Source organism: Gordonia sp. 'Campus' (assembly GCF_022206305.1).
Lineage (GTDB): Bacteria > Actinomycetota > Actinomycetes > Mycobacteriales > Mycobacteriaceae > Gordonia.
On the sequence record NZ_JAKOIW010000012.1, the window covers coordinates 91,193 to 107,802 of the forward strand.

General features: G+C 67.8%; 17 protein-coding genes. 7 read left to right on the forward strand and 10 right to left on the reverse strand.

Annotated features, from left to right (window positions below; all coding sequences use genetic code 11):
• Positions 1-38: 38 nt before the first annotated feature.
• Together MAY35_RS14370 and MAY35_RS14375 are read right to left on the reverse strand one after the other, a co-directional pair.
• Positions 39-1,085 carry a tripartite tricarboxylate transporter substrate binding protein gene (locus MAY35_RS14370; RefSeq protein WP_238421979.1) on the reverse strand — a complete coding sequence of 349 codons (1,047 nt, stop codon included), beginning with the start codon at positions 1,083-1,085 and terminating at the stop codon, positions 39-41.
• A gap of 254 nt (positions 1,086-1,339) precedes the next feature.
• A complete protein-coding gene (locus tag MAY35_RS14375; RefSeq protein WP_238421980.1) occupies positions 1,340-2,020 on the reverse strand; it encodes a GntR family transcriptional regulator in 681 nt (226 codons plus the stop codon).
• Between the two features lie 106 nt (positions 2,021-2,126).
• Between MAY35_RS14375 and acnA the strand changes: the two genes are divergently transcribed.
• Both acnA and MAY35_RS14385 read left to right on the forward strand, forming a co-directional pair.
• A complete protein-coding gene (acnA, locus tag MAY35_RS14380; RefSeq protein WP_238421981.1) occupies positions 2,127-4,721 on the forward strand; it encodes an aconitate hydratase AcnA in 2,595 nt (864 codons plus the stop codon).
• 94 nt (positions 4,722-4,815) lie between these two features.
• Positions 4,816-5,109, forward strand: a complete 294-nt coding sequence (locus MAY35_RS14385) for a hypothetical protein (protein ID WP_238421982.1) — start codon at positions 4,816-4,818, stop codon at positions 5,107-5,109.
• Here MAY35_RS14385 and MAY35_RS14390 read toward each other — a convergent pair.
• Positions 5,106-5,489, reverse strand: coding sequence for a helix-turn-helix domain-containing protein (locus MAY35_RS14390; protein WP_238421983.1), 384 nt, complete (start codon positions 5,487-5,489; stop codon positions 5,106-5,108). The two genes, MAY35_RS14385 and MAY35_RS14390, sit on opposite strands and share 4 nt — an antisense overlap.
• Before the next feature lie 81 nt (positions 5,490-5,570).
• Between MAY35_RS14390 and MAY35_RS14395 the strand changes: the two genes are divergently transcribed.
• A complete protein-coding gene (locus tag MAY35_RS14395) occupies positions 5,571-5,981 on the forward strand; it encodes a RidA family protein (protein WP_238421984.1) in 411 nt (136 codons plus the stop codon).
• A gap of 63 nt (positions 5,982-6,044) precedes the next feature.
• On the opposite strand, the gene MAY35_RS14400 is transcribed toward MAY35_RS14395, so the two are convergent.
• The 4 genes from MAY35_RS14400 to MAY35_RS14415 are packed head-to-tail and all read right to left on the reverse strand — an operon-like array spanning position 6,045 to position 10,412.
• On the reverse strand, positions 6,045-7,337 hold the full coding sequence (locus MAY35_RS14400) for a DUF58 domain-containing protein (RefSeq protein WP_238421985.1): 1,293 nt from the start codon (positions 7,335-7,337) through the stop codon (positions 6,045-6,047).
• Positions 7,337-8,410: a MoxR family ATPase gene (locus MAY35_RS14405; RefSeq protein ID WP_238421986.1), complete on the reverse strand. Its 1,074-nt coding sequence runs from the start codon at positions 8,408-8,410 to the stop codon at positions 7,337-7,339. Before MAY35_RS14405 ends, MAY35_RS14400 begins: the two co-directional genes overlap by 1 nt.
• Complete coding sequence (locus MAY35_RS14410; RefSeq protein ID WP_238421987.1) at positions 8,407-9,675, reverse strand: DUF4350 domain-containing protein; 1,269 nt, start codon at positions 9,673-9,675, stop codon at positions 8,407-8,409. Before MAY35_RS14410 ends, MAY35_RS14405 begins: the two co-directional genes overlap by 4 nt.
• Positions 9,672-10,412 carry a DUF4129 domain-containing protein gene (locus MAY35_RS14415; RefSeq protein ID WP_238421988.1) on the reverse strand — a complete coding sequence of 247 codons (741 nt, stop codon included), beginning with the start codon at positions 10,410-10,412 and terminating at the stop codon, positions 9,672-9,674. Before MAY35_RS14415 ends, MAY35_RS14410 begins: the two co-directional genes overlap by 4 nt.
• A 134-nt stretch (positions 10,413-10,546) precedes the next feature.
• On the opposite strand from MAY35_RS14415, the gene MAY35_RS14420 reads away from it, so the two are divergent.
• Positions 10,547-10,936: a nuclear transport factor 2 family protein gene (locus MAY35_RS14420; protein WP_238421989.1), complete on the forward strand. Its 390-nt coding sequence runs from the start codon at positions 10,547-10,549 to the stop codon at positions 10,934-10,936.
• A gap of 82 nt (positions 10,937-11,018) precedes the next feature.
• Here the strand turns inward: MAY35_RS14420 and MAY35_RS14425 are convergent, their stop codons facing one another.
• Positions 11,019-11,699, reverse strand: coding sequence for an SDR family oxidoreductase (locus MAY35_RS14425; RefSeq protein ID WP_238421990.1), 681 nt, complete (start codon positions 11,697-11,699; stop codon positions 11,019-11,021).
• An 86-nt stretch (positions 11,700-11,785) separates the two neighbouring features.
• Between MAY35_RS14425 and MAY35_RS14430 the strand changes: the two genes are divergently transcribed.
• The gene (locus MAY35_RS14430; RefSeq protein ID WP_238421991.1) at positions 11,786-13,126 is read left to right on the forward strand and encodes an amylo-alpha-1,6-glucosidase; all 1,341 of its coding nucleotides are present in this window, start codon (positions 11,786-11,788) and stop codon (positions 13,124-13,126) included.
• A 13-nt stretch (positions 13,127-13,139) separates the two neighbouring features.
• Here MAY35_RS14430 and MAY35_RS14435 read toward each other — a convergent pair whose 3' ends face one another.
• Both MAY35_RS14435 and MAY35_RS14440 read right to left on the reverse strand, forming a co-directional pair.
• Positions 13,140-13,796 (reverse strand): hypothetical protein, encoded by a 657-nt coding sequence (locus tag MAY35_RS14435; RefSeq protein WP_238421992.1) that lies wholly within the window; start codon positions 13,794-13,796, stop codon positions 13,140-13,142.
• A 44-nt stretch (positions 13,797-13,840) separates the two neighbouring features.
• On the reverse strand, positions 13,841-14,461 hold the full coding sequence (locus tag MAY35_RS14440) for a TetR family transcriptional regulator (protein WP_238421993.1): 621 nt from the start codon (positions 14,459-14,461) through the stop codon (positions 13,841-13,843).
• Positions 14,462-14,584: 123 nt separating this feature from the next.
• On the opposite strand from MAY35_RS14440, the gene MAY35_RS14445 reads away from it, so the two are divergent.
• Both MAY35_RS14445 and MAY35_RS14450 read left to right on the forward strand, forming a co-directional pair.
• Positions 14,585-16,060 carry an MDR family MFS transporter gene (locus MAY35_RS14445; protein WP_238421994.1) on the forward strand — a complete coding sequence of 492 codons (1,476 nt, stop codon included), beginning with the start codon at positions 14,585-14,587 and terminating at the stop codon, positions 16,058-16,060.
• Positions 16,061-16,221: 161 nt separating this feature from the next.
• Positions 16,222-16,605, forward strand: coding sequence for an ethanolamine utilization protein (locus tag MAY35_RS14450; protein ID WP_238421995.1), 384 nt, complete (start codon positions 16,222-16,224; stop codon positions 16,603-16,605).
• Positions 16,606-16,610 lie beyond the last annotated feature (5 nt).

The window sequence follows — 16,610 nt, forward strand, 5'->3', positions numbered from 1 at the left end:
GAGGCAGGGGTTGTGCGGTGGAGGTCCGGAGTCGTCGGTCAGTACCCGAGATCGGCCCAGATGCCGCGGACGAACTCCGATTGCTGGTCGATGACCTCGGTGAATCCGCTCCCCGGGGTGAACGTGTCGGACCAGTTGTTGCGCTGCAGCGCATCTCGCCACTCGGGCGACTCGACGACCTCGGTGACGATCGCCTCGAGTTCGGTGCGCTGGTCATCGGTGATGCCCGGCGGCGCAACCACTCCGCGCCAGTTGGTGAGGGCGACGTCGTAGCCCAGTTCGGACAGGGTCGGCAGGTCGATGGCCGGGACCGGGGCGGGAGCCGAGATCGCCAGCGCGCGGAGGTTTCCGGCGGTGATCTGGTCGACGAAGTCCTCGTAACCGCTGACCGAGGCCTTGATCGTCCCGGACATGAGCGACGTCGCCAGCTCGCCGCCACCGGAGTACGCGATGTAATTGACCGCAGCGGGGTCCATACCGTTCTCGCGGGCCATCTGGCTGATGATCATCTGATCGACGCTGCCCAGCGATCCGCCACCGAACGTGAATCCCTTCGGGTCCTTCTTCCACGCGGCCATCAGCTCGTCGACGCTGGTGATCGGCGAATCCGCCGGTACGACGACCACGTCGTAGTCATCGGCGAGGCGCGCGATCGGGGTGACGTCCCCGAGATCCACATCGGACCCGTTGATGTTGATCGCCCCCAGCATCGTGATGCCCATGACCATGATCGTGGTGGCGTCCCCGGTCATCCCGGCGAACTGGCTGAGCCCGATGGTGCCGCCGGCGCCGGGGATGTTGACGACCTGCGAGTTGTTGACGATGTTCTGGGCTCGCATCGCCTGCTGCATCTCGCGCGCCGCGCCGTCCCACCCTCCGCCGGCGGCGGCGGGTGCGATCAGGGTCAGCTGAGAACGTGCGTCGGCCCCACCCTCACTCCCGGCCGCGTCGATGACCCCGACGGCGACGATCGCGGCGGCGACCAGGGCACCGAGTGCCTTGACGACGGTGGGTAGACGCCTCGGAGTGGACGGTGCCGGCGGTGTCTCGGCCGGTTCGTCGGCACGGGGAGGTGGTGAGGTCATGCGTTCCTCGTTTCCATTCGGGGTCGCTCGCCGAGGCCGAGTGCTACCAACATCGTCTTCTCGCTTCTGGATCGGATGTGAGGACAACCACGTCGGTGGTCACATCAGGAGTGTTCGTGTAACCGGCATCACGGTCACGCTTAGGCGCATAAGTATCGTTTTGCGCTTTTCGCGCGGTGAGCCGAGTGCGTGTTATAGATTATAACCTATGACCGTGACGCGGGCCACATCGCACAAAATGCTGATGTGGGCTGTCAGGCGGTTGCGGAATCCTCGCCGAGCGCATCGATCGCGCGACGCCCCAGGCTGTTCCCGATGTGCTCGCGCATGACCGCGTTCGCTCGGTCGGCGTCGCCGTCGGCGACAGCCTCCATGATCGCCCGGTGCTCGGCGGTGACCCGCGACCGGTCGTCGGGGGAGTCGCCGCGGTGGGAGAGGCCGATTACCCGATAGCGGTCCGCTTTGTCCCAGAGCCGTTCGAGGATGTCGATCAGGACGGGATTGCCCGACGCGCGGTACACCGTGCGGTGGAATTCCCGGTGTCGGACAAGGGCATCGAGATCGGATGCGCTGGCGATGGGCGACAGGCGATCGAAGGCGGCGCTGATGGCCGCGATGTGGGACGCAGTCCGCGTCTGCGCGGCGAGCGCCGCCGCGAGCGGATCGAGATTCTCACGCACCTGGTAGAGGTGACGTGCCTCGTCGGCCGACACGGGGGTCACCCGAGCATCCCGGTGGGCCTCGAGTTCGACCATGCCCTCGGCGGACAGCCGGCGGATGGCCTCACGGAGAGGCGTGGTGCTGACGCCGATCTCGGCCGCGAGTTTGGCCTGGGGGATCACTGCACCGGCCGGGAGAACGCCGGTGAGAATCCGTCGCTGGAGTTCGGCGTATGCGTAGTCGTTCTTGGTGAACATCCCGCCGGGTGTCGTCATGGCGGGCCTCCGGGCGGTGGTCGTGGGCGTCGGGGTCCGGCGCTCCCGGACGCGGAGATACTAACACCGGTGGTGCAAGTTATAGGTTATAACCTATGGTGGGCGAATGAGCAGAGCAGAGCAATGCGGTTCCGAGCTGCCGGTGGTCGACGTCGAGCGGCGAGTCGGTGCCGATGTGTACCGGCGGTGGCCCACGGTGATCCGCCTGCTCGCCGAGAACGTGACTCGCACTGCCGACCCCGACACGCGCGATCGAGCCCTGCGTGACATGGCGCGGTGGCTTGCGACCGGCAGCAGCGACGCCGAGATCCCGTATGTACCGGGTCGGTTGCTGATGCACGACACCACCAGCACGCCCGCCCTCGTCGACATCGCCGCGATGCGGGACGCGGTCGCCGCCCGCGGTGGGGATCCGACGGCGTTGAGTCCGCGCCTGCCGGTGGAGGTCTCGGTGGACCATTCGCTTGCGGTCGAGTCCTTCGGGCGCCGCGATGCCGCCGCCGTCAACCTGGCCCACGACATGCGCCGCAACGCGGAACGGTATCGCTTTCTGTCCTGGGCGTCGAAGACCATGGACACCGTCCACATCAACCCGCCGGGCACCGGGATCATGCACACGATCAATCTCGAGCAGCTGGCCACCGTGGTGACGGTGGAAACGGTCGACGGCGTCGATCACGCGGTCCCCGACATGATGCTCGGCACCGACAGTCATACGCCCATGATCAACGGTCTGGGCGTACTGGGTTGGGGCATCGGAGGTTTGGAGGCCGAGACGGTCATGTTCGGAATGCCGACCACCTTGCGGATCCCCGAGGTGGTCGGTGTGCGCCTGACCGGTGCGTTGTCCGCGGGCGTGCTCGCCACGGATCTCGCGCTGGTGGTCACCCACCGTCTGCGCGACATCGGGGTCACGGGTGAATTCGTCGAGTTCTTCGGGCCGGGCGTATCGGCGCTGACGGTGGGCGAGCGGGCGGTGATCGCCAACATGGCGCCGGAATACGGTGCCACCACCGGGTTCTTCCCCGTCGACACACGGACCCTCGATTATCTGGCCGCCACCGGGCGTTCGGTCGAACACTGCGACCTCGTCGAGTCGGTCACACGACGCCTCGGACTCTGGTTCGACCCCGACGCCGTACCGCGTTTCACCCGCACGGTCGACATCGACCTGGACGCCGTGGTCCCCTCGGTGGCCGGCCCGCGCCGTCCGCAGGATCTCGTGCCGCTCACCGATCTGCCGGCGACCTTCCGTGCCGAGGCACCTCCTCCGTGTGATGACGACTTCGACATGCCCGCCTTCCCCGTCGCCATCGCGTCGATCACGAGCTGTACCAACACCTCCGACCCGCGCCTCCTCATCGCCGCGGGTCTGGTGGCCCGCCGTGCACGGGAGCGAGGGATGCGGGTGCCGCCGTATGTGAAGACCTCCCTCGCGCCGGGTTCGCCCTCGGCTGCCGGCGTGCTCGAGCGAGCCGGTCTCGTCGACGACCTGTCCGCTGTCGGATTCGACATCGTCGGCTTCGGTTGTGCGACGTGTATCGGCAATTCGGGTGGACTACCTCGTGAGATCGCCGAGGTGGCCGCTGACGGAACACGCAAACCGGTTGCCGCGCTCAGCGGCAACCGCAACTTCCCCGGCCGCGTCCACCCGGACCTCGAACTGGGGCTGCTGATGTCACCGCCGATGGTGATCATCTTCGCGCTCGCCGGTGATGCGGCCATCGACCCCACCGCCGAACCGATCGGCGTCGACGCCGACGGACGGGCCGTGATGCTCGCCGATCTGTGGCCGAGCCCTCAGGAGATCGACGCCCTCACGGATTCGTCGCGGCGGCCGCGCGATGTCGTCGGCGACTTCGTCTCGGCGTCGCGCAATCCCGCGTGGGACGCACTCGATGTACCGGATGAACCGCTCTTTCCCTGGGACCCGTCGTCGACGGCGCTGCGGCGTCCCCCGTTCGCCGATGACGATTTCGCGCGCAGCATGCTGGGCGACTACGACGCCCACCCGCTGCTCGTCCTTGCCGACGACATCACCACCGACCACATCTCGCCGGCCGGGGCGATCCACGTCGAGAGTCCGACCGGGCGATACCTCGTGGAGCGGGGCGCGGCCCCGGGCGATCTCAACGTCTACGCGTCCCGACGCGGCAACTGGGAAGCCATGCTGCGGGGCGGTTTTCAGAACAAGACTGTCCGCAACGCGCTCGTCCCGGATGCGGGTCCTGCCCACACCGTGCATGCACCCACCGGCGAGGTCATGTCCCTTCCGGAGGCCGCCGACCGGTACGCGCAGGACGGCGACGCGGTGGTGATCGTGGCCGGTGAACGGTACGGCATGGGCAGCTCGCGCGACTGGGCGGCGAAGCTGGTGCGTCTACTCGGAGTGCGGGCCGTGCTGGCGCGCAGTTTCGAACGCATCCACCGGTCCAACCTGATCGGCGTCGGCGTCCTGCCGTTGCTCATCCCCGCTGACGTCGACGGCGGCCTGCAGGACCTGCGGCCGGGAGATCGGCTGCACATCGTCGGCACCGCCGATGCCGTCGACCGCGGGACGGTGCCGGTTGTGGTTCGGCGGGTCGACGGGACCGATCTCCGCTTCGACGCACAGGTCGCCGCGGAGACCGACCTGGACCGCCGCCTGCTCCGACGCGGCGGGGTCATCCCCAGCATTCTGGACGAGCAACTCGGCAGGTGACCTCGTCGGGCCTCGACGGCGGCGGAATGCAGCTGCCAGCGAACTCACAGTGATCCGTCAACCGCCTCATAAGCTGGGCGTTCACTCTCGGAACATGAGAAGGAACAAGCACGTCACCTCAGTCCCACTGGTCGTCCTCGAGAACCCCGCTGCGATCGACCACGCCTACGACCTGTTCCGTCACGACATCCCGTTGGCCGTCGTCAGCAGCCAGTACTCCGCGGTCCTTCCGTTCATGCTCGGCAACAACGGACACACCGCGGCCTTGGTCGCCGACGTCGACGATCCCGGCCAGCTCGCCGAGGCGATCGTGATCATCGAACGCCGTTTCGGCAGGGTCGATTCGGTCATCCGCTACGCAGCGGACCTCCCTGCGGTGGCGGTCTAGGGCTGGTCGTCTTCGGCGGAATCGAAGGCTTCCCGGGCACGTTCGATGTGGGGCATGTGTGCCGTCGCCCATTCGAGGATCACATCGATCGGCGGACGCAGTGTCTTGCCCAGCGGGGTGATTCGGTACTCGATCGCGACCGGACGCGAGCTCAGCAGTACCCGTTCGACGATGCCGTTCCGCTCGAGCTTCCGCAGGGTCGCGGTCAGCGATTTCTGCGTGACCGTCGGTATCGCGCGCCGTAAACCGTTGAAGCGGCTCGGTTGTTCACAGAGCTCGTTCAACACCGCCAACGACCACTTGTCGAGCACCTGATCCAGCAGCTCGCGATGCGGTGCGCTGATCGCGAGTTCGGCGGCCCGCCCACCGGTATCGGTCATGAAACCACGTCTCCTTGAAGTGTCCTTCGACAACCAGGTATCAACGATATACCTGATCGAATTCACTCGGAGGAGAACACGATGGCAGTTGCATATTCGACCCCGGAGGGCATGACGCAACCGACGCCTTACCACCACGTTGCCGTGGGCACGGGGACGCGGCATGTCCACGTCAGTGGCCAGATCGCCCGTACTGCCGACGGAACGCCCGTGGCGCCGGGTGACCTGGCGGGCCAGGTCGCGCAGGCATTGCGGAACACCGCGACCGGACTGGCCGGGGCGGGCGCGTCGTTCGGCGACGTCCTTCGGCTGACCTTCTATGTCACCGACTGGGCGCCCGAGAAGATCGCCGACTTCATGGCCGGTGTCGAAGGCGTCGCGACGGATATCGGGTTGCCGTCTCCGATGCCACCCGCATCGTTGATCGGCGTCGACTACCTCTTCGAACCGGATGTCCTCGTCGAAGTCGAGGCCACTGCGATCCTCGACTGACGTCGGCGCGGAATCGCGACGTCAGAACGGTGGTGGGCTGGGGCGCATCCGATCAGAAGGGGACTACAACAACCCTCGCGACTTCAACAGCAGGTAGTGGTCGGCCAGCTTCGCGGGAAGCTTGTCGGGTGCCGCATCGACGACGTCGACACCGAGCCGGCTCAGTGCGGTTGCCGTCCGGTTGCGGAGGGTGATGGTGCGGGCGGCGGCAGCCGCGTCGTAGATCGCGGCCGCATCGTCCCGACGGGCGAGCATGTCGTCGAGGGCGGGATCGGCGACCGACCCGATGATCACCTTGTACCGCTGCGCCAGCACCGACAGCGGCGGGAGCAGAGACTCCTCGACGGCCGCCGGTTCCAGCGGCGTGAGCAGGACGAGCAGTGCCCGCTGGCGTCCGATCTTGGCGACCTCGGCGCCGAGAAGCGGCCAATCCGCCTCCAACAGAGCGGGTTCGAGATCGGCCATCGCGGTGACGAGGCTGTTGAGCAGCATGGTGCGGCCGACGCCGACCACTCGTCGGTGAACGCGCCGGTCACCGGCGATGAGATCCACCCGATCGCCGGCGTGCGATGCGAGCGAGGCCAGCAGGAGCGCTGCGTCCATGGCGGCGTCGAGACGCGGGGTGTCACCGACGCGGCCCGCCGACGTGCGTGAGGTGTCCAGGACGAGAACGATGTGCCGGTCCTTCTCCGGTTGCCACGTGCGGACCACCGTCGACCGGCGGCGGGCGGTGGCGCGCCAGTCGATGCTGCGGACGTCGTCGCCCTCGACGTAGTCACGGAGAGAGTCGAATTCGGTGCCCTGGCCGCGCACACGCACGGCCGACCGGCCGTCGAGCTGACGGAGATGGGCGAGCCGTGATGGCAGGAGGCGCCGCGAGTCGAACGGTGGGAGTGCCCGAACCCGTCCGGGCAGCGGAACCGACCGTTGCCGCCCTGCGAGTCCGAGTGGCCCGATCCGCCGGACCGCCACCCGGACCGCGAGCCGGTCTCCCCGTCGAGTGGGAGTGAGAACAGTTGTGACGGTCCGGTTCTCGTTGGTAGGCACCGTCACGCGCGTCGTGTTGTCGGTGGCACCCGCCGACGGTTGCCAGCTGTCACGCAGGACCCCGCGGAACGTACTCGACCCGTGGTTGACGACGGTGACGGAGCATGTGGTGCTCTCGCCGAGCCGCAGCGGTCCGGGCGCCGATCGCGTCAGAGTGATCGACTTCGTCGAACCGGCCAATGCGATGTCGAGGCAGGTGAGCGCGACGCAGAAGAGTACCCACAGCGGTGGGACCACGAAGTTCGGCCACACCAGGATGGGCACCGCACCGAGCAGTACCAGGATCAGGAAGCGGCCGGTGAGGAACATCAGCGTGGGACGGGTACAGATCTGATGGCGGCGTCGAGGACCGAGCCCACCGAGACGCCTTCCAGCTCGGCCTCCGGCCGCAGCGACAGCCGGTGCGCGAGCGTCGACTGCGCGAGTGCCTGCACATCGTCGGGGGTGACGAAGTCGCGGCCGTTGAGCCAGGCCCACGCGCGGCTGGTGCCGAGCAGCGCGGTTGCGCCGCGCGGACTCACGCCCAGAGCCAGTGACGGCGAGAAGCGCGTGGCGCGGGCGATGTCGACGATGTAGGCGGTCACCTGGGGCGCCACGGCGACGCGTCGTACCTGCTCGGCGCCGGCCACCACGTCGGCGGCCGAGGCCACCGGCCGGAGCCCGGCCGCGGCGAGATCGCGGGGGTCGAAACCGGAGGCGTGCCGGGTCAGGACGGTGATCTCGTCGTCCCGGGGCGGAAGCGGCAGTGTGACCTTGAGCAAGAACCGGTCGAGTTGTGCCTCGGGCAGGGGGTAGGTGCCCTCGTACTCGACCGGGTTCTGCGTCGCCGCCACCAGAAACGGGCTCGGCAGGTGACGGGGTCGCCCGTCGACGGTGACCTGGCGTTCCTCCATCGCCTCCAGCAGTGACGCCTGCGTCTTGGGTGGAGTGCGGTTGATCTCGTCCGCCAGCAGCAGATTTGTGAACACCGGCCCTTCCCGGAACGTGAACTCCGAACTCGCGGCGTCGAAGACGAGGGAGCCGGTCACATCTCCGGGCATCAGGTCCGGGGTGAACTGCACCCGTTTGGTGTCGACGTCGAGCGCGGCGGCAACCGACCGGACCAGCAGCGTCTTCGCTACTCCCGGAACGCCTTCGAGGAGGATGTGGCCGCGGCAGAGCAGGGCGATGAGGATGCCGGCGACGGCCGGGTCCTGCCCGACGACCGCCTTGGCGACCTCGGCGCGGACGGCCCCCAGCGCGTCGCGTGCACGATTCGACGACGGCGCACCCGCTCCGCCGGGGGTGTCTCCCAAGCTGTAGGTCTTGTCGAAGGGGCCGGGTGGGCTGAACTGGCCTGGTGCGCGGGACGAGTCGGGGGTGCGGGACGGGTCGACGGTCATCGTGAGTGTCGGACTTCCTTCTCGAGGGTGGTCAGTTCGGCGGTGAAGTGCACGAGCCCCGCTGCATCGGTGGGTAGGGGCCCGGCGAGGAGTGCTCGGACCTGGTCGAGGCTGCGTCCCGTCGCACCGACGACGGTGACCACGATGGCCTGGACCGCAGGGTCGACCAACTCCGTGTGGGCGTCCGTCGACTCCCAATTCGGTTGCGACATGGCGTCGGTCGCGCGGGCGGCATCGAACGGGAGTCCGAGGTACGACGCCAGTGACGACAGGGTGTGGATGCGCAGGGCTGCTGCGGCGCGCGAGTCGGCGCCGGCCCGGTGGTACATGCGTCCGCGGGCCCTGGTCGTCTCGATGGCCTTGACGACGGCGGGCAACGGTTCGGTGACCAGGGCGCCGAATCGTCGACCGCGCCACAGCATCAGGGTCAACACACCGAACACGGCCAACAGGATGAGCGGCCCCACGGCCGCTGGAATGTCCGACTCCTCCTCGGTGGCGATCTCATCCGTGAAAAGCGGTATGTACCAGAGAATGTCGCCGGAACTCGCAAACAGTCGGACGGCGACACCCGCGTTGTCGTGCGCGGCCAGCTGCTCATTGGTCAGCATCTCACCGCTGATGATCACGTACTCCGGGCGGTCGGCGGCGGCCGGGACGACCACGACGTTCGACGCCGCGTCCGCGGTGAAGCACGAGGTGGCCGCCGGCGAGTTCGCCGCGAATCCGAAGGAGGAGAACGTGACGACGTCCGCGGGGTCGATGCCGGGGGTCCGGCACCCGGCGACGACCGTTGCGGGGCCGGCGCCGAAGACGGACGTCACCGACAGGCCCAGGGCCGCCAGGACCGCGTTGTCCGGGGCGATGAGGATCACCCGGTGCGCTCCGTCGACGCGCTGGCGGAACTGTTGCGTGGTACCGGGATTCAACGACGACGTGGAGCTGACGACCACGGTGGTGTCGGTGTCCGGACGGGGAGCATCGGTGAACTCCTCGAGCCCGCGCGCCTGCCGGACATCGGCACCGTGGTCGTCCATGATCCGGACGAGGGCCCGTGACCCGGTGGGTTGCGGATTGTCGGGGTCGTAGCTGACACCGGGTCCGGGTGCGCCGTTCACACCGGTGAGCACGGTGATGCCCAGCAGACCGATGACGGTCATCGCGACGACGACCACGAGCACGATGACGACCCAGATCCAGCGCCGGGTCCGGTTCTTGCCCGGTGGCCGGGGGCGCGGCGAGGTCGGCGGCGCGAGCACGGTCATCGCGGCACCGCCAGGCGGCGGGGTCGGGCTGTGTCGGGTGGTGACGGACGTGTCGAACCGACGGCGCGCTCGAGGTCGAGAACCGCACGGGCAGCGTCTGCGGACGCGTGCCTGTCGCCGTAGGCGATGGCATCGAAGAGGTCCGTCGCCCGACGCATCGCGTCGGCGTGCTCCGGGAAACGCGGGCCCAGGTCGACGGCGACCTCGTGGGCGGTGAGCGACGGCTCGTCGGCGAGCAGCGCACGCTCGACCGCGCGGCGTGCGAGGGCTCGGACCGCCGCGATCACACACCCGTCGTGGTCGCCTGCGGCGTGCGCACGTTCGGCGTCACGACGATGGTCGTCGGCGGACCGGGGAGCACCGGACAACACCGCCGCCGACTTGGCGGTGGCAGCCACGTCGGGCACTCGCGGGTTGCGGCGCAGGTGCCGGACGACCGCGAAGATCAACGTCAGGACGAGGGCGATCGCGACCACGACGACGATCGTCCGGATGGTGTCCGAGCCACCGAACCATCCCAGGGCGTTGTCGACGATCCACCCCAGGACGCGTTCGCCGAAACGATCGAGCCACGACGGCTCCGGCGGTTGGTACTCGCGTCCGGACAGTTCCTCCTCCGCCCAGCGACGGGCCGCGTCGTTGCCCGGATCCAGGGGCGCGGCCATGACCGGGGTCATCGGCGAGCCTGCGGGGTGGGGGATGGCGTGTGCGCGGGCTCGGACATCAGCTGAGGACACCGGCCTTTCCGCGCAGGGGATCTGTGCGGCGAACGTATCAAACAACAGAAGCCGTCCACCGGAATCATCCACCGGTTGACGGACGCGCGTGCTACCGTGCCGAATCTAGAACACGTTCTACTTTTGGAGGATTCATGACCGTTGAGCAAGCCGGGCTGGCCGAGAAGATCGATGCCGCCGTGGACGCCTACATCGAACTGCTGAATTCCGGTACTGCCGAGCAGATCGCCGATCTCTACGCGGCCGACGCAACCGTCGAGGACCCCATCGGTGCCGACATCCGCGACACCCGCGACCAGCTCGTGGAGTTCTACTCGGTCATCACCGGCATGGACGAGCGCACCGCGACCCTGAAGTGGAAGAAGATCGCCGGCGACACCGCCGTCTTCGAGTTCACCCTGGTCACCAAGACCGCGGGGCTCGCGTTCGAGATCACCCCGGTCGACATCATGGTGTTCGACGACCAGGGCAAGGTCTCGACGATGCGCGCGGTCTGGCAGCAGTCGGACCTCAAGCAGCTCTGAGCGGGCTCCGTTCTGACGCGCATCCCGCAGAAAACACGCCACTTCTGCTCCCTGAGGTGCGAGCGAAGCGAGCCTCGAAGGGTCACCCCCGCCCGGTCGGCCTCAGGACGATCTCCTCGGGATGGGCGTCGGCCGGGGTGGAGACCGCCTGCACCACGGCGCGGGCCACCGTCGAGGGCTTGAGGAATCGCGACGCGTCGTAGTCGTCGCCTTCGATGGCGACGATGTCGCGCTGCATGTCGGTGTCGATGCGTCCGGGGAAGATTGTCGTCACCCGGAGCGTCGGCTCCTCGACGCGCAATCCGTCGGCGAGTGCGCGGAGACCGAACTTGCTCGCGGCGTACGGGGTCCAGCCGGGGTTGACCCGCCGCCCCGCACCGGAGTTGACGAAGACGACGTGCCCGCCGGCCGACCGCAGCGCGGGGAGCAGCAGTCGTGTCAGCTCCGCCGCCGCGATGAGATTCACCTCGAGTACGGACTGCCATTCTTCGACGGGGGTGTCGGCGATCTTCTCCAGGCTGCTGCCGACCCCGGCGTTGTGGACGAGGACGTCCAGTGTGTTGACGGCCTCGACGGCTGCCTCGACCTCCTCGTAGTCGGTCAGCTCGACGGCGAACGTGCTGGCGCCGTCGAGCTCGGTGGCCAGCCGGTCCAGTTCGGCGGAGGGGCGTCCGCCCAGCAGCAGGTCGTGGGTGGGGGCGAGTTGGCGGGCGATCTCGGCACCGAGACCTCGGCTCGCTCCGGTGATCAAAGCGGTGGGCACCCCTCGACCCTACTGTCGAACCGGAGAAGCCGAACCGCATCGGGCTCGATGAGCAGAGGCGGACGCCGCGGGGCACAATCGTCGGCGTGGCCAGGTACGGATTCACCCCAACGCAGCTGTCGGCGCGCGCCGCGTACCTGCTGCGCGGAAACGACCTGGGCACGATGACAAGTGCTGCGCCCAAGCTGTATCCGCACATGTGGAGCTGGGACGCGGCGTTCGTCACCGTCGGCCTGGCGCCGTTGTCGGTGGAGCGCGCTGTCATCGAGATGGACACGCTGCTCTCGGCGCAGTGGCGCAACGGGATGATCCCGCACATCGTCTTCGCGAACGGTCGCGACGGGTACTTCCCCGGCCCGGCGCGATGGGAGTGCGCTCGGCTGGCCGAGTGTGCCCCCGACTTCCCCGACACGTCCGGCATCACCCAACCGCCCGTCCACGCGATCGCGGTCCAGCGCATCCTCGACCATTCGCGACGCCACGGCCGCACGACCCGCGCGGTGGCCAACGAGTTCATCGACCGTCGATGGAGTTCGCTGGTGCGATGGCATCGCTGGCTGGCCCACGCACGAGATCCCAACGGACGCGGACGGATCACCTTGTTCCACGGGTGGGAATCGGGCATGGACAACTCCCCGCGCTGGGACTCTGCGTACGCCAATGTCGTTCCCGGCCTGGATCTTCCACCGTATCGACGGGCCGACCTCGACCACGTCGACGATTCGTCGATGCGCCCCACCGACCTCGAGTACGACAGGTACATCTGGCTCGTCGAACAGATGAAGCGCGCCGGCTACGACGACGAGTTGCTTCCCAAGGTGATGGACTTCGCGGTCGAGGACGTCTTCGTCAGCGCCATCTTCGCCGTCGCGTGCGACGTGCTGGCCACCATCGGCGAGGACTACTCGAAACCGCGGTCCGACGTCCGTGACCTCCGTGCGTGGGCCGACCGGTTCCGGTCGGGCGTGGTGTCCGCGGCCAACGACCGCAACGGTGCGGCAAGGGATTTCGACCTACGCGCCAACTCGTGGATCAACACCGAGACGATCGCGGTGTTCGCACCGCTGCTGTGCGGCGGCCTCTCCCGCGAACGGGAACGCGCCCTCCTGCGGCTCTTCGAAGGTCCGCGGTACTGCGGCCATCCCGATCTCCGATACGCGGTACCGCCGTCGACGTCGCCGATCTCGGCGGACTTCCGGCCGCGTGAGTACTGGCGCGGTCCGGTCTGGCCGGTGATGACGTGGTTGTTCAGCTGGGCGTTCGCCCGCCGGGGGTGGACCGAACGGTCCGCGCGGCTCCGCGAGGAAGGGCTGCGCCAAGCGACCGACGGCACGTTTGCCGAGTACTACGAGCCCTTCACCGGCGAACCGCTCGGCAGCATGCAGCAGAGCTGGACCGCGGCGTCGGTCCTGGACTGGCTGGACTGAGCGCCCAGGCCAATCAGAACCGTGCGAAGCGGTGTGCCGCGATGAGCGCGCCGGAGACATCGGCGTGGGAGACGACCGGTCCGAGTGCCCTGTGCAGGGTCGCTTCGGTGACCGGGGAGTCGATCATCGTGCGGACCGCGTCGTCGAGGTCGGTCGGAGGCGTCTCCCGGATCTCCTCGCACCAGTGGCGGATGAGATCAGCAGCCGCCTCCACCGTGGCCGAGGTGTCGCGGAAGGGCAGATTCAGACTGACGAATCCGTCGTCGACCGCGTAGTCGGCGCGGCGCCAGCCACCATCGTCGAATCCGTAGACGAACCCGATCCACATCCCATCGGTGCGTTGCCGACCGAGGTGTCCGGCGATGGTCGTCCCCCACCAGGGTGGGCTTCCTGCGAGCAAGTCGGTCTCGGGCTCACCGAAGTACGCCGCGCCCTCCCGGTAGTACGTCTCCGAGTACTCGTGATCATGTCCGACCAAGACCGCCCGCGACGCATCGGCGAAGACCAGGTCGGCCCAGTTGCCACCGCCGTCGTCGTAGTGCCACACGTCCGGAGTCGCCCAGCATCCATCGCTCCACCGCGACCCACGCGCGGCCAGGATCGCCGCGTACGCAGCCCATCTCGGCCTCATCTCGCCGGGAGAGGGGCAATCGACGATCCGCAACGTCATCCGATCCTCCGAACGCGCACTGTCCCCGTCGTTTCCGCCATGTCCTACAGCTCCCTCATCCGCCGGCAGACGTCGTCGTACACCGCGACGAGCGTCCGGTCCGCCTCCGGGGTGACGGCCTCGTTCACCTCGACCCACTCCTCGAACGCACACTGCACTTCGAGGTTGGCGATCTCGAGGATCATCCGGATCTGGCCGCGGGTGCGTACCGAACCGCGATCGCCCAGCGCCTCGGGTCGTCGACGCGACCTGTCGGCGTACCGTCCGAGTGCCGCCCGGCTCAGGGTCGGGGTCGCGAGGACCAGCTTCTGCACACGCAGGAAGTGCGCCGACACGTCGTCACTGCGGTCGCCGAATCCTTCGAGCAGCGTGCGGTAGGCGCCCTCGATGTCGGCGAGGGTGAAGGCATCGGGATCGATCGACGCGAGGTGGTCGTCGAGCGCCTGATCGAACCCGAACCGGTCGAAGAGCACGCAGTCTTCCTTGGTGGGGAAGTAGCGGAAAAAGGTCCGCGGTGACACTCCGGCTGCCGCCGCGATCTCGTCGACCGTCGTCTCGTCGAACCCGTTGCGCTCGAACAGATCCACCGCGGCCTCGTGGATGTCCAGGCGTGTGGCGTCCCGTCGGCGGGCCCGTAACCCGCCTCCGTCGGAGGATTCCGTCATGACGTCGAGACTATCGCCCGGTGCGTCGGTGACGTCATTCGATGCCAAACTGGCAGTGACTGCCACATTCCGGTAGCGTCGCCGTGTGATCGACCGGACGACCCTGCGATGGAAGAGCGAACAGTGACCGAGAATGTGGCCCTCGCGGGCACCGAGCGGCGGACGGACGCCGGAGGAGACCGCAGCGCCGTGCTGCTCATCGGCGTGCTGCTGGTCGCCGCCTTCGTGGTGATCCTCAACGAGACGATCCTCAGCGTCGCGCTGCCCACGCTGATGACCGACCTCGACATCACCGCCGCCACCGCGCAGTGGTTGACCAGTGGCTTCCTGCTGACCATGGCGATCCTCATCCCCATCACCGGATTCCTGATGCAGCGGTTCACGCTGCGATCGATCTACATCTCGGCGATGGGTCTGTTCACGGTGGGCACGCTCGTCGCCGCGCTGGCGCCGGGCTTCGAACTCCTGATGGTCGCGCGGGTCGTGCAGGCGTCGGGTACCGCGCTCATGGTGCCGCTGCTGATGACGACCATCCTCAACGTCGTCCCGGAGCAGAACCGCGGCCGCACGATGGGGCTCGTGTCGATCGTGATCTCCGTGGCGCCGGCCATCGGGCCGACGGTCTCCGGTCTGATCCTGCAATCGCTGAGCTGGCGCGCGATGTTCTGGATCGTGCTGCCGATCGCCGTCGGAGCGCTGGTCTTGGGCGGCGTGTTCGTCCGGAATGTGACCGAACGGCGCCCGTCGCACCTCGACATCATCTCGGTTCCGCTGTCCGCCTTGGGCTTCGGCGGCGTGGTCTACGGCTTGAGCAGCATCGGGGAGTCCGCGAACGGGCACGCCCCGATCCCGCCGTGGGTGCCGCTCGTCATCGGCGTCGTCGCCCTGGCGCTGTTCGTCTGGCGCCAGCTCGGTCTCGCCGAGCGAGGTCACGCCCTGCTCGACCTCCGCACCTTCGCGGTGGGGCCGTTCCGTCTGGCCGTCGTACTGATGGCGGGCTTCATGCTCACGCTGTTCGGTGCGCTCATCATCCTCCCGCTGTACCTGCAGAACGTCCTGGGCAAGGAGGTCCTGACCACCGGGCTCGTTCTGTTGCCGGGAGGTTTGGTCATGGGTCTGCTCGCACCGTTCGTCGGAGCGCTGTTCGACAAGGTGGGCGCCCGGCCGCTGGTCCTGCCCGGCACGATCGCGGTCAGCGCGGGCACCTGGCTGCTCACCACTCTCGACGCGGACTCGTCGATCGGCATGGTGATCGCTGCACACGTGATCCTCAGCGCAGGAATCGCTTTCGGCCTGACGCCGCTGATGACGTCGGCCCTCGGATCGCTGAAGCCCGAGCTGTACTCACACGGCAGCGCGACGGTCAGCACGATCCAGCAGGTCGCCGGCGCCGCCGGTACGGCTCTCTTCATCACGCTGATGACCCGGGGTACGCAGTCGGCGATCGATGACGGCGTCAACCCGCTGCAGGCCGGGGCCGACGGTGTCCACACCGCGTTCCTGGTCGCCGCGTGCCTGTCGTTGGTCCTCGTCGCGGCGGCCGTACTGGTGCGCGGGCGGACCGGAGCGTCGAAGGTCGAAGCACCCGCAACCGCCTGACCGCAGCGGCCGCACGTCGTAGCACGCCATTACAAAGCCGTCACGCAGCGGAAACACTTCACTTGTTTCATAACAGGGGACAACGTCCACTCTGGTGATTCACCCTCCGGGGATGGATCGCATATCGACACCAGAGCGAGTACCCCATGTGAAGGAGCATCGTGACGATCGAAAGCGCCAAGGCGTTGGAGTTCCGTGTGACCGGCGACGGATACCAGGATCTGCCGAGGATGCCCGAGGCCGAGTACCCGGGTACTGAAGGCTTCATCGGAGACGTGTACGAGAACCCGGATGGCAGTCCGATGTGCAGCGGCTATTTCGAGCTCCGGCACACCGACGAACCCCTGTACTACGAGTACGAGTACGACGAGATGAAGGTCGTGCTCGAGGGCGAGTTCCTGCTGGAGAACAAGGAGACCGGACAGAAGACGGTGGCGAAGGCCAAGGACGCGATCTACTTCCCGAAGGGTTCCAAGATCTACTTCAGCACTACCGATTACGCGCTGGCCTTCTACACGGGTCTGCGCGACGCGAGCCTCCTCTGAGGCCG

What these genes read in the sequence shown, in the direction of transcription:
- MAY35_RS14370 (WP_238421979.1), bottom strand. Translation starts at nt 1,085, where the DNA reads ATGACCTCACCACCTCCCCGTGCCGACGAACCGGCCGAGACACCGCCG.
- MAY35_RS14375 (WP_238421980.1), bottom strand. Translation starts at nt 2,020, where the DNA reads ATGACGACACCCGGCGGGATGTTCACCAAGAACGACTACGCATACGCC.
- acnA (WP_238421981.1), top strand. Translation starts at nt 2,127, where the DNA reads ATGAGCAGAGCAGAGCAATGCGGTTCCGAGCTGCCGGTGGTCGACGTC.
- MAY35_RS14385 (WP_238421982.1), top strand. Translation starts at nt 4,816, where the DNA reads ATGAGAAGGAACAAGCACGTCACCTCAGTCCCACTGGTCGTCCTCGAG.
- MAY35_RS14390 (WP_238421983.1), bottom strand. Translation starts at nt 5,489, where the DNA reads ATGACCGATACCGGTGGGCGGGCCGCCGAACTCGCGATCAGCGCACCG.
- MAY35_RS14395 (WP_238421984.1), top strand. Translation starts at nt 5,571, where the DNA reads ATGGCAGTTGCATATTCGACCCCGGAGGGCATGACGCAACCGACGCCT.
- MAY35_RS14400 (WP_238421985.1), bottom strand. Translation starts at nt 7,337, where the DNA reads ATGTTCCTCACCGGCCGCTTCCTGATCCTGGTACTGCTCGGTGCGGTG.
- MAY35_RS14405 (WP_238421986.1), bottom strand. Translation starts at nt 8,410, where the DNA reads ATGACCGTCGACCCGTCCCGCACCCCCGACTCGTCCCGCGCACCAGGC.
- MAY35_RS14410 (WP_238421987.1), bottom strand. Translation starts at nt 9,675, where the DNA reads ATGACCGTGCTCGCGCCGCCGACCTCGCCGCGCCCCCGGCCACCGGGC.
- MAY35_RS14420 (WP_238421989.1), top strand. Translation starts at nt 10,547, where the DNA reads ATGACCGTTGAGCAAGCCGGGCTGGCCGAGAAGATCGATGCCGCCGTG.
- MAY35_RS14435 (WP_238421992.1), bottom strand. Translation starts at nt 13,796, where the DNA reads ATGACGTTGCGGATCGTCGATTGCCCCTCTCCCGGCGAGATGAGGCCG.
- MAY35_RS14440 (WP_238421993.1), bottom strand. Translation starts at nt 14,461, where the DNA reads ATGACGGAATCCTCCGACGGAGGCGGGTTACGGGCCCGCCGACGGGAC.